The organism is Kribbella sp. ALI-6-A (assembly GCF_001984195.1).
GTDB lineage: Bacteria > Actinomycetota > Actinomycetes > Propionibacteriales > Kribbellaceae > Kribbella.
In genome coordinates this window covers 862,516-874,582 of the sequence record NZ_MTQN01000010.1, presented here as the reverse complement: position 1 = coordinate 874,582, position 12,067 = coordinate 862,516, and the positions used below count along the sequence as shown (strand labels likewise).

The 12,067-nt window shown below is 69.9% G+C and carries 9 protein-coding genes; 4 read left to right on the top strand and 5 right to left on the bottom strand.

Going from position 1 to position 12,067, the window contains the following annotated elements; genetic code table 11:
* Window positions 1-30 precede the first annotated feature (30 nt).
* Both BWI15_RS18510 and BWI15_RS18505 read left to right on the top strand, forming a co-directional pair.
* Window positions 31-666, top strand: coding sequence for a bifunctional 4-hydroxy-2-oxoglutarate aldolase/2-dehydro-3-deoxy-phosphogluconate aldolase (locus BWI15_RS18510; protein WP_237771346.1), 636 nt, complete (start codon window positions 31-33; stop codon window positions 664-666).
* On the top strand, window positions 659-1,621 hold the full coding sequence (locus tag BWI15_RS18505) for a sugar kinase (protein ID WP_077015623.1): 963 nt from the start codon (window positions 659-661) through the stop codon (window positions 1,619-1,621). The genes BWI15_RS18510 and BWI15_RS18505 overlap by 8 nt, the downstream gene beginning before the upstream one ends.
* 76 nt (window positions 1,622-1,697) lie before the next feature.
* Here the strand turns inward: BWI15_RS18505 and BWI15_RS18500 are convergent, their stop codons facing one another.
* Window positions 1,698-2,315 carry a TetR/AcrR family transcriptional regulator gene (locus BWI15_RS18500; protein ID WP_202817680.1) on the bottom strand — a complete coding sequence of 206 codons (618 nt, stop codon included), beginning with the start codon at window positions 2,313-2,315 and terminating at the stop codon, window positions 1,698-1,700.
* Between the two features lie 96 nt (window positions 2,316-2,411).
* Between BWI15_RS18500 and BWI15_RS18495 the strand changes: the two genes are divergently transcribed.
* A complete protein-coding gene (locus BWI15_RS18495) occupies window positions 2,412-3,158 on the top strand; it encodes an SDR family NAD(P)-dependent oxidoreductase (protein ID WP_077015621.1) in 747 nt (248 codons plus the stop codon).
* Between the two features lie 163 nt (window positions 3,159-3,321).
* On the opposite strand, the gene BWI15_RS18490 is transcribed toward BWI15_RS18495, so the two are convergent.
* The 3 genes from BWI15_RS18490 to BWI15_RS18480 all read right to left on the bottom strand — a co-directional run bounded on the left by BWI15_RS18490 (window position 3,322) and on the right by BWI15_RS18480 (window position 8,310).
* The gene (locus tag BWI15_RS18490) at window positions 3,322-4,794 is read right to left on the bottom strand and encodes an ATP-binding protein (protein WP_077015620.1); all 1,473 of its coding nucleotides are present in this window, start codon (window positions 4,792-4,794) and stop codon (window positions 3,322-3,324) included.
* Window positions 4,795-4,810: 16 nt separating this feature from the next.
* On the bottom strand, window positions 4,811-6,472 hold the full coding sequence (locus BWI15_RS18485) for an FAD-dependent oxidoreductase (RefSeq protein WP_077015619.1): 1,662 nt from the start codon (window positions 6,470-6,472) through the stop codon (window positions 4,811-4,813).
* Between the two features lie 68 nt (window positions 6,473-6,540).
* Window positions 6,541-8,310 carry a chitinase gene (locus BWI15_RS18480; RefSeq protein WP_077015618.1) on the bottom strand — a complete coding sequence of 590 codons (1,770 nt, stop codon included), beginning with the start codon at window positions 8,308-8,310 and terminating at the stop codon, window positions 6,541-6,543.
* A gap of 209 nt (window positions 8,311-8,519) precedes the next feature.
* Here BWI15_RS18480 and BWI15_RS18475 point away from each other — a divergent pair, with 209 nt between their 5' ends.
* Window positions 8,520-11,531, top strand: a complete 3,012-nt coding sequence (locus BWI15_RS18475; protein WP_202817679.1) for a S8 family peptidase — start codon at window positions 8,520-8,522, stop codon at window positions 11,529-11,531.
* Between the two features lie 55 nt (window positions 11,532-11,586).
* Here the strand turns inward: BWI15_RS18475 and BWI15_RS18470 are convergent, their stop codons facing one another.
* Window positions 11,587-12,066, bottom strand: coding sequence for a winged helix-turn-helix transcriptional regulator (locus tag BWI15_RS18470; RefSeq protein ID WP_077015617.1), 480 nt, complete (start codon window positions 12,064-12,066; stop codon window positions 11,587-11,589).
* Window position 12,067: the final 1 nt, after the last annotated feature.

Here is a 12,067-nt window from a genome sequence, read left to right as displayed (position 1 = left end):
ACCCTGGACCGGATCGACTAGCGTTCGAGCGTGGAGGAAGTCATGGACCTGCTGACCGAACTGAGCCGTCGCAAGGTGCTCGCGATCATTCGCGCGGACGGACCGGACCGTGCCCTCGCGTGCATCCGGACGCTGGTCGGCGCCGGGATCACCGCGCTCGAGGTCTCGCTGACCACGCCCGGCGCCGCCGAGGCGATCGCCAAGGCGCGGTCCGAATTCGACCCGCCGGTGCTGATCGGCGCCGGAACTGTCATCACCCCCGAGCAGGCCGACGAGGTCGCCGCCGCCCGTGCGGCCTTCACCGTCACCCCCGGGATCACCCCCGGCGCCCACCGCAGCGTGGAACTCGGCCTGCCGTTGCTGTGTGGCGCTCTGACCCCGACGGAGGTCGTCGCTGCCCTCGACCTGGGGGCGCTGGCGGTGAAGATCTTCCCGGCCAAGGTCTATGGCCCGGGCTACTTCCGCGAGCTCCGCGGGCCATTACCGAACGCCCCGCTGATCGCGGTGGGCGGCGTCGATGCGGCTGTCACTCCCGAGTACCTGGCCGCGGGTGCGCTCGCCGTGGGCGTCGGCTCCCCGCTGCTCGGCGACGCCGGCACCGGCGGCTCGTTGGAAGCCCTGGCCGGGCGCGCGAAGGAGTTCCTCCAGGCGGTCGCCGATGCCTGAGAACCAGCCGGGGGCCGGCGGACTGGAGGTGTTGACGCTCGGCGAGGCGATGGTCTCGATCCGGACGAAGGCCGCGCTGCGCCTCGGCGGTGAGGCACACCTGTCCGTCGCCGGCTCGGAGAGCAACGTCGCGATCGGGCTCGCCCGGCTGGGTCACCAGGCCGCCTGGATCGGTGCTGTCGGCAACGACGAGCCGGGCCGGTTGATCCAGCGGACCCTGCGCGCCGAAGGCGTCGACACGTCGTACATGCGATTCTCCGACACCGACTTCACCGGGTTCATCGCGTTCGACCAGCCGGCGCACGACATCACGCGGGTCAGCTACCATCGGCGCGGTTCGGCGGGGTCCACGCTGACGCCTGCCGAGTGCACGGCCGCGATCACGACCGCGATCCCGAAGCTGCTGCATCTCACCGGCATCACGCCCGCCGTGTCCGATACCGCCCGCGATGCGACCATCGCGGCCGCCGAAGCCGCCGCCGGGATCGGCGTACGGGTGTCGCTGGACGTCAACTACCGCGGCCGCCTCTGGTCCCGATCCGCCGCAGCTGATTGCCTGCGGCAACTTCTCCCTCAGGTGCGGACGGTCTTCGCCTCCGAGGACGAGCTCGACCTGCTCACCGACGCCACCGATCCGGTCGCCGCGCTGCTCGACGGCGGCGTCGAGGAAGTCGTCGTCACCGCCGGCGGCAAGGGCGCCTGGTCGCACTCCAGCGCCGGCAGCCTCCACCAGCCGGCCCTCCAGGTCACCGTCGTCGACAGCATCGGCGCCGGCGACGCCTTCGTCTCCGGCTACCTCTCCGCCACTCTCGACGACCTCTCCCCCGAAGCCCGCCTCACCCGCGCCGCGACGTCAGGAGCCTTCTGCGTCGGCGCGTACGGCGACTGGGAGTCCCTGCCGACCCGCGACGACCTCACGCTCATCAGCCACGCCCACGGCACCGCGTTGCGCTGACCGTCCGGCGAAACCCTCGGACAACTCCTGGAGACCTCGGACAGGTCAGAGGTTGTCCGAGGTCCCGACGAGGTCTTCAAGGGCGCGGTGCCGGCGTCGGCAGGGGTCGCGCCGCTTGGGGCTGCAGGCCATCCAGGGTCAGCGCCAGATACCGCCGCCAAAGGTCCGGGGACTCCGGCAGCATCGGCGCTGCCGTCTGGTAGACGCCGGTCATCAGCAGCATCAGGTCCTGCCCGGTGACGTCGTCCCGTACGACGCCCGCGCGGCGCGCGCGATCGACCAGCGCCTCGACCGCTGACTCGAGCCGCTCGATCTTGCCCCGCACGAGCGGGTGACGCCGTACCGACGCACCCGCGGCGACGTCGCAGAACGCCTGGTTGTGGACCTGCAGATCGATCCCCGCGGTCATGAACTCGCGCAGCGCCGCCGCGGGATCGTTGGCGGTCAGCAGCTTCTCCGTGGTCACGATCAGGTCGTCGAGCATCTCGTCGACGATCGCCGCGACCAGGTCGTCCTTGCTCGCGAAGTGCCGGAACACGGTGCCCTTGCCGAGCCCCGCGGCCTGGGCGACATCCGCCACCGAGGCCTCGGTCCCACGCTCGGCGAACACCGCCCGCGCCGCCGACAGCAGCAGCGCACGGCTCCGGACAGCGTCCGCCCGCAGGGGCCGGTCGGTTCCTTCGGTCGCGTTCACAGCCGCCAGCATACCTAAGTTGACCACCCGGTCCGGTTGAGTGCTACGGTGGAAAACGGACCACCCGGTCAGGTTAGTACTCAGAGAGGAATTCCCATGCAGTCACTGGAAGGCAAGGTCGCGCTCGTCACCGGAGCCTCGTCCGGCATCGGCGCCGCGGTCGCCGTCGCGCTGGCGAACGCCGGAGCTCGCGTCGCGGCGGGCGCACGGCGTACCGATCGACTCGCCGAACTCGCTTCTCGCGTCGCCGAGACAGCCGCGGGCGAGATCCTGCCGGTGAAGCTCGACGTCGCGGACGAGCAGTCCGTCCGGGACGCCGTCGCCACCACCGTCGAGCACTTCGGCCGCCTCGACGTGGTGGTCAGCAACGCCGGCGTGATGCTCGTCGGCCCGGTCCAGGCCGCTGACACCGCGGAGTGGACGCGCATGGTGAACACCAATCTGCTCGGCAGCATGTACGTCGCGCACGCCACGCTGCCGTACCTGCTGGAAAGCAAGGGCACGCTCGTCCAGACGTCCTCGACCGCGGGCCGCTTGTCTTCCGCCGGCGGCGCCGCCTATTCCGCCACCAAGTTCGGCATCAACGCCTTCGCCGAGGCCCTGCGCCAGGAGGTCACCACCCAAGGCGTCCGCGTTGTGCTGATCGAACCCGGAATGGTCGACACCGAACTCGCCACTCACGTCACCGACCCGACGATGCAGGCGATGGCCGCCCAGCTCTACGCCTCGGTCCGCACCCTCGCCCCCGAAGACATCGCGCAGGCCGTCCTGTACGCCGTCACGCAGCCCGACCATGTCGCCGTCAACGAACTGCTCATCCGCCCCACCGACCAGGTCGCCTGATTCACCGCCGCCGGGTGCGTGGTCCGGCGAGGACGATTGTCATGGCCGCCGCCGCCTGCTCGCCCAGCCGGTCGACGGCATGCACGGCAGCGACCACTTCGGCGTGCTCGCCGACCTCGGCGGCTGAGCCGCGGGCGCCAGTACGGCGTACCGGCGCCCGCGGTCAGATCAGCGCGGCCTGCGCCTCGATCTCCTGCTGCGGGTCGAGCGGCAGGACGATCTTGAAGACCGTGTTGCCCGGCTCGGACTCGACGCGCAGGTCGCCGTGGTGCTTCTTGACCACGATGCGCCAGGAAATGTCCAGGCCGAGGCCGGTGCCTTCACCGATCGGCTTGGTGGTGAAGAACGGCTCGAAGATCCGGCGGCGGATCTCCGGCGGGATGCCGGGGCCGGTGTCGCCGATCTCGACCACGGCGTACGCGCCGTCGCGGCGGGTGCGCAGGGTCAGCGTGCCGGAGCCGTTCATCGCGCTGACCGCGTTGTCGATGATGTTGGTCCAGACCTGGTTCAGCTCCGCGGCGTACGCCGGGATCGCGGGCAGGTCGGGATCGAAGTCCTTGACCACCTCGATGCCCTGCAGCTTGCCCGACATCATCACCAGCGTCGACTTGATCAGCTCGCGCAGGTCGACCACCTGGAACGGCGCCCGGTCGATCTGCGAGTACTGCTTCGCGGCGCCGACCAGCGTCGAGATCCGGGTCACCGAGTCGTCGATCTCGTTCATCAGCGACTCGGTGTCGATCGTGTACATCAACCAGCGCACCGCGCCTTCCAGGTACGCCGGTCCGACGGCGGTCAGCACGTCCTCCATCCACGGCACGTCCAGGCCGGCCGCGGCCAGCACCGGCGCGACGTCCCAACTGGCCTGGACGCCGTGGTCGTCGAGCCAGTCCGACAAGGTGTCCTCGGCGTCGGACAGTTCCAGCGGCGAGACCTCCTTGCCGACGGTCTTGGCCAGCCGCTCGACCGCGGACTCCTGCAGCTCGACGATCTGGTGCAGCTTGGTCGCGTCAAGGGTGCCGTCGGCAAGCATCGCGAGCTTGGAACGCATCCCGGCGACCCGCTGCCGCAGCGTCGCCGACGCCCGGACGGCGGCCGCGGCCGGGTTGTTGAGTTCGTGGGTCAGCCCGGCCGACAGCGAGCCGAGGGCCAGCAGCCGCTCGCGCTCGCCCATCGTCTCGTTGGTCCGCCGCATGCCCTGGACGAACCCGTCGATCAGGTGCACCGCCATCGGGAACCACTGGTTCATCATCGTGGCCATCGTCTCCGCGGTGATCACGAAGAACGTCGACGGCTCGAGCACCCGCATGGTCGCGTTGTAGGCCTTGCGCTCGTCGGCGCCGAGGAAAGCGGTCACCGCACCGGCGTACACGCCACGCTGAGTGCTGCGGTTGATCTCCACCTCTTCGCCGTGCGACAGCTTGCACATCCGCAGCCCACCGGTCAGCAGGATGTAGCAGCAGGCCGCCTCGTCGCCCTCGGTGAAGACGACGCCGTCCTCGTACGACTCGACGGTGCCCTCACGGGCCAGCCAGCCCAGCTGCTCGTCGGTCAGGCTCTCGAACAGGAACAGCGTGCGCAGTTCGTCGATACTGATCCGCCGCGGCTCGCTCGTCACGGTCTCGGCGGCGCTCATCGGCCGGTCTCCTCGTTCACAACATCTCCAGGTATCGGTGCACCAGGGTCACGGCCATGGCTCCGTCGCCGACCGCCGAGGCGACCCGCTTGACCGACTCGGCCCGGACGTCGCCCGCCGCGAAGACGCCCGGCATCGACGTCTCCAAGTGGTACGGCTCCCGCTCCAGCGCCCAGCCCGGTGGCTTGCCGCGCAGGTCCGGACCGGTCAGCACGAAGCCGCGGTCGTCGCGCAGCAGGTCGCCCGGCAGCCAGTCGGTCCGGGGTGCGGCGCCGATGAACACGAACATCCACTCCGTGTCCACCTCCCGCGTCTCGCCGGTCGTGCTGTTCTGCAGGGTCAGCCGCTCCAGGTGCTCCGACCCCTTGCAGGACACCACCTGCGTACAGGTGTGCACCTCGATGTTGTCGATGGCGTCGATCTGGTTGATCAGGTACGACGACATGGTCGCCTCGAGCGACGGACCTCTCACCAGCATATGCACGCGCTTGGCATGGTTGCTGAAGTAGACCGCGGCCTGACCGGCGGAGTTCGCCCCGCCGATGATGTAGACCTCCTGGCCGGCACAGCTCGGGCCCTCGGTGGTCGCCGAGCCGTAGTAGATGCCGCGGCCGCACAGCTCGTCGACGCCCGGCGCCTGCAGAGTCCGGTACGAGACGCCGGTCGCCAGGATCACCGAGTGGGCTGAGATCTCGCTGCCGTCGGAGAACTTCAGCCGCCGGGCGGAGCCGAGCGTGTCGAGCCCGACCACCTGGCGGGCGGTCAGCAGTTCGGCGCCGAACCGCTGCGCCTGCCGCCGGGCCCGGTCGGTCAGCTGGGCCCCGGACACGCCGTCGGGGAAGCCGAGGTAGTTCTCGATCCGGCTGGACTGGCCGGCCTGACCACCGGTGGCCAACTGCTCGACCAGCACGGTCCGCAGGCCCTCGCTCGCGCCGTACACGGCCGCGCCGAGCCCCGCGGGCCCGCCGCCGACCACGACCAGGTCGTAGAAGTTCTCCGCCGGCGCGGTGGACAGCCCGACCTTCGCGGCCAGGTCGGCCTCGCTCGGCGCGACCATGACCGTGCCGTCCGGGGTGATCACGACCGGCAGCGTGGAGCCGTCGACACCGGCGGCTTCGAGCAGCCGCTTGCTCTCGTCGTCGTCCACGCCGTACCAGCGGTAGGGCACGGCGTTGCGGGCTAGGAAGTCGCGCGCCGCGAACGACGGCGCGGACCAGCGATGGCCGATCACCCGGGTCTCGTCGGTGGACGGCTCCGGGGTCGACCGCCACAGCTCCAGCATCGAGTCGACGACCGGGTAGAGCTTCTCCTCCGGCGGGTTCCACGGCTTGAGCAGGTAGTGGTCGAGGTCGACCACGTTGATCGCCTGGATCGCGGCGTCGGTGTCGGCGTACGCCGTCAGCAGCACCCGGCGGGCGAGCGGGAACAGGTCCATCGCCTGCTCCAGGAACTCGATCCCGGTCATCTGCGGCATCCGGTAGTCGGCCAGCAGCAGCGCGACCGGCTCACCGCGCAGCTTGAGCTCGCGCAACGCGTCCAGCGCCTGCGGACCGGTCTCGGCCCGGACGATCCGGTGCTGCTCGCCGTACCGGCGGCGAAGATCGCGGGCAATCGACCGGGACACCCCCGGATCGTCGTCCACGGTGATGATCACCGGGCGGGAAGTCGACGCTGTCATGGCTCTTTCATACCAGCGCCCGGCCAACTACGGGAGCGATTCCTCCACAGGCTGACCGGGCGCCCCGATCACGGGAGGGCCGCGAGGTACGGCGCGTGGCTGTTCTGGAACTCCCAGTTGTAGTAGCGGTCCCAGTTGATCGACCAGGTCATCAGGCCGCGGAACGACGGGCTGGCGCCGCCGCGCAGGGTGTAGCCGCCGCAGTTCTGGCCTTTGACGAGGCAGTCGAGGGCTTGGTGGACGGCTGCGGGGGCGGTGTAGCCGTTGCCGGCGCTGACGGCGGCGGGGAGGCCGAAGGCGATCTGGTCCTGGCGTAGACCGGGGAAGGTGTGGCCGGTGTTCGCGACCGGGAAGCCGGCCTTGATCATGTCGGTCATCGCGATGTGGAAGTCGGCGCCGCCCATCGTGTGGTACTGGTTGTCGAGGCCCATCACCGGGCCGGAGTTGTAGTCCTGGACGTGCAGGACGGTGAGCGCGTCGCGCAACGCGTGGATGACCGGGAGGTACGAGCCGGTCCGGTTGTCGCCGCCGCTCGAGCCGCCGTAGTGCTGGTAGCCGACCTGGACGAAGAAGGTCTCCGGCGCCATCGTCAGCACGAAGCCCGCGCCGTACTTGGCCTTGAGCGTCTTCAGAGCCGAGATCAGGTTCACGATCACCGGGGTGGTCGGGTTGCGGAAGTCGGTGTCGCCGGGGTTGAGATACAGCGAGTGGCCTTCGAAGTCGATGTCCAGGCCGTCCAAACCCCAGCGGTCGATGATCGCGCTGACCGAGCTGACGAAGGCGTCGCGGGCCGCCGTACTGGTGAGCTGGACCTGGCCGTTGGCGCCGCCGATCGAGATCAGCACCTTCTTGCCGGCCGCCTGCTTGGCCTTGATCGCGGCCAGGAACTCGGCGTCGCTCTCGACGTTCGGGCACTCCGCGACCGGGCAGCGGTTGAACCGGATGTCGCCCGACGTCACCGAGGTCGGCTCGCCGAAGGACAGGTTGATGATGTTCCACGCCGCCGGTACGTCGGCCATTCGGACGTAGCCGGAGCCGTTGGCGAAGCTGGCGTGCAGGTAGCCGATCAGCGCGTGCTTGGGCAGCCCCGTACTGGTGCAGCCGGACGTAGTTGCCGAGGTCACCGGCGACTTGGCCGACTCGCCGTTGCTGTTGTACGCGGCAACCGAATAGCTGTGACTCGTGCACGCGCCGAGGCCGTCGACCGTCGTACTGGTGCCGGTGACGGTCTTCACGACGCTGGAGCCCTCGTAGACCCGGTAGCCCGTCACCGTGCCGGTGGAAGCTCCCCAGCTCAACCCGATCGAGCTGTTGGTCGTGCCGGTCACCGAGGGAGCGCCGGGGACACTCGGCGCTCCCTGCGTCGGCGGGTTGCCACCAGGACCGTCCAGGTTCACGTCGTCCGCCTGGTACGCCGGCTGGCCGTACCAGCCGTGCAGGTAGATCTGCGCCGAGGTCTGCGACGCGGACGTGGTGAAGGAGACGGTCAGCTGCGTGTAGCTGCTCGCCGACGGCGTCCAGGTAGAAGCGCCGCCGGTCACGCCCAGGTAGACGTAGGACCCACGGACCCAGGCCGACAGCGTGTACGCCGTACTGGGCTGGACCGCAACGGTCTGGCTGCACCGGGCGAGGTCCGAGCTGGTCACTGCTCCGTTGAGCGCGTGGCTGCCGGTCCGGACCGGACTGGAGACCACCGAGCCGCCGGAGCAGGTCCAGCCGCTCAGCGAGCCGCTCTCGAAGCCGGGATTGATCAGCAGGTTCGCCGCCTGAGCCGGAGAGGCGACGGTCACCAATCCGGTGACGACGAGCAGTAGCGCGGCCAGCAACCGTGAACGCATGAACGGACCTCCAGGGGGCGGGTCCATTCAGTAGAGAGGTTTCGAAACTCCGGGTCAAGGCACCGAGGTGTCGGCTTACCGACGCTGTCCGGAAGCCGACGCGTCGCTGGCAGTTTCCCGTCACTGGCTAGATGAGGCCAAAACCGTGTGTTCCCACCACCGAGTTGGGAAGCTCTTCGCCGACCAAGCCGCACCCTTGGAGGCCTTGAGTGAACCACCTGTCCCTGCGTCGACGGACCGCCCTCACAGCGGCCGCCGTCCTGAGCCTGACCGCTTTCGCGGCACCCGCCGGCAACGCGGCGATCCCCGAGCCGCCGCCCGGCTCGCCACCCACCTCCGGACTCGTGGCGAAGCTGCCCGCGTTCGTCCCGGGCAAGTACGTCGTCACGCTGGCCGAGAAGCCGCTGGCGACGTACCAGGGCGGTGTGGCCGGGCTGAAGGCCACCAAGCCGGCCAAGGGCCGCAAGGTGGACACCGGCAGCACCGACGGGCAGCGCTACCGCAATTACCTGACCGGCCGGCACCAGCAGGTCGCCGCCAAGGTCGGTGCGAAGGTCACCCGAAACTACTCGACCGCGCTCAACGCGTTCGTCGCCGACCTGACCGGCCAGCAGGCCGCGCAGCTCAGCACGACCGCAGGTGTGGTGTCGGTGGTCCCGGACCAGCTCCGGCAGGCCCTGGACGACAAGAAGCCCGCCGACTTCCTCAAGCTGTCCGGCAGTCAGGGTGTGTGGAAGAAGCTCGGTGGCCAGGCGGACGCCGGCCAGGGCGTCGTGGTCGGCATCGTCGACACCGGGATCTGGCCGGAAAGCGCCTCACTGTCCGGACCGAAGCTCGGCACCAAGGCGACGCCCGGCGACCCGTACCGGCCCTACCGCTCGGGCACGACCACGATCATGCACAAGGCCGACGGCAACACCTTCACCGGACAGTGCGCCACCGGCGAGGACTTCACCGCCGACCTGTGCAACACCAAGCTGATCAGCGCCCGGTACTTCGGTGACGCCTGGCTGGGCATGGTGCCGCCGGAGGGCCGCGAGGACTACGTGTCGCCGCGCGACGGCAACGGTCACGGCACTCACACCGCGACCACGGCGGCCGGCAGGTACGGCGTCGACGTGGCCGAGGGCGGCATCAACTTCGGCACCGCCTCCGGCGTCGCCCCGGCCGCCAAGATCGCCGTCTACAAGGCCCTGTGGGAAGGCAAGGACGGCGTCAACTCCGGCGGCGCGACCTCCGACATCCTGGCCGCGATCGAGCAGGCCGTCGCCGACGGCGTCGACGTGATCAACTACTCGGTCGGCTCGATCTTCGAGTCCAGCCACACCGACCCGGTCCAGCTGGCCTTCCTGTCCGCCGCGTCGGCCGGGATCTTCGTCTCCGCCGCCGGCGGCAACTCCGGCCCGGACGCCTCGACGCTGGACAACACCTCCCCGTGGGTCACCACCGTCGGCGCCAGCACGGTCGCGCCGTACGCCGCAACTGTTGCACTGGGCAACGGCCAGAAGTTCGCCGGGGTCAGCACCACGCTGGGCCGACAGAGCGCCACGGTCGGCCTGCTCAACGGTCCCCGCGCCAAGCTCGAGGGCGTCACCGACTACGACGCGCTGAACTGCCTGCCGAACACGCTCGACCCGGCCAAGACCGCCGGCAAGATCGTCGTCTGCGAGCGCGGCGTCGGTGCCCGGGTCGACAAGTCGGCCGAGGTGAAGCGGGCCGGCGGCATCGGCATGGTCCTGCTCAACCTGTTCCACCAGGACGCGCTGGGCGACTCCCACACCGTCCCGACCGTGCACCTGGACGCTCCGGACTCGCTGACCGTCAAGGCGTACGCCGCCACGGACACGGCCACCGCGCAGCTCGTGCCGGGCAACACCAGCGGCGTCAGCACGCCGTACCCGCAGATGGCCGAGTTCTCCTCGCGCGGCCCGTCGTTGTCGAGCAACGGCAATTTGCTGAAGCCCGACCTGGCAGCACCCGGTGTCAACGTGCTCGCCGCGGTCGCGCCGCCCACCAACGGCGGTCAGAGCTACGCCTTCTACTCCGGTACGTCGATGGCCGCGCCGCACGTCGCCGGCCTGGCCGCGCTCTACCTGGGCAAGCACCCGGACTGGTCGCCGATGGCGGTCAAGTCGGCGCTGATGACCACCACCAGCGACGTCCTGGGACCTGACGGCAAGCTCGACCCGAATCCGTTCGCCCGGGGCGCCGGTGAGGTGCAGCCGTCGAAGATGCTGGACCCGGGCCTGGTCTACGACTCCGGTGACGCGGACTGGCTCGGCTACCTGGAGGGCAGCGGCATCTCCACCGGTACCGGCGCTCCCTCGATCGACCCCAGCGACTACAACGCCCCGTCGATCGCCGTCGGCCAGCTGGTCGGCACGCAGACCATCACCCGCCGGGTCACAGCCGTCACGCCGGGCCTGTACCGCGCGACCGTTTCGGTGCCGGGCATGAAGGCCGTCGTCTCGCCGTCCATCCTGACCTTCAGCGAGGCCGGCCAGACCAAGACCTTCACGGTGAAGCTGACCCAGGACACCGCCACCTCCAACCAGACCACCAGCGGCTGGCTGACCTGGCAGGGCGCGAACGCCTCGGTCCGCAGCCCGATCGTCGTCGTACCGACCTCCACACTGGCTCCCACCGAGGTGTCCGGCTCCGGTGCGTCCGGCAGCGTGTCCTTCGAGGCCACGTCGGGCACGGCCGGCTCACCGCTGCTGGGCTACGGCATGGTGTCGGCACCGTCCGTGCGGGGTGCCGTCGCCGCCGGTACGCCGGACGCGGAGCTGCCGAACTACCCGGTGACCGCCACGGCGAGCACCAAGGCGATCCAGTGGAACGTCAAGGCCACCGACCCGAACGCCAGTATCTGGATGGTGCTCTACAAGGTGGTCAACGGCGAGATGCAACTGCTGTCCTTCCAGGGCAACGGCTCCAGCCAGGCCAGCGCCTCGGTGGCAGCACCGACGCCGGGTGTCTGGGGCGTGCTGACCATCACCCTCAGCAACCCGCCCGGCGCCTCCACCACGGAGTACGGCATCCAGACCAACGTGGTGACGGCCGACTCGGGCCGGGCGCTCAGTGTCACGCCGGGTCAGGCGCCTGTGGCCGCCAAGCCGTTCCCCGTGACGGCGTCGTGGGCCGGTGTCCCGACCGACCGGCGCTCCACCGGGTACATCGAGTACCCGAACGGGGTGGGCACGGTCGTGACCGTCAACTGATCACCTGAACGCAGCAGTGGCGGGCCGGGTCTGTTCGACCGGCCCGCCACTGTTTTCACCGCCAGGTGCTGCGATCAGCCCGGCCGCCCGGCACCGGCTCGAACACGACCTCGTCCTCCGGTACGGCGGCGCCGGACTTGTCGACGAAACCGACCGAGATGAGTTCACCGGTCCGGGTGTCGCGCCGGCGCACGGTCGGCCCTTCGGCCGGCGGGACGTGCTCGTCACCCCACTGCTGCAACGCGGCCAGCACGATCTTCAGGTCCTGGCCGGCCTGCGTCAGGTGGTACGACGACCTGGCGCGCTCCCCGGCGTCCCGGTACTCGCGCTTTTCCAGGATGCCCGCGTCGACCAACGTGGCCAGGCGACTGGTCAGGATGTTCGGCGCGATGCCGAGCACGTCGCGGAACTCGGCGAACCTGGTGGCGCCGACATGCGCTTCGCGCAGGATCAGGAAGGCCCAGCGGTCGCCGACGATGTTCACCGTTCGGGCGATCGAGCAGTGCGGCTCGGTGGTGGCCTTCGTCTGCGTCATC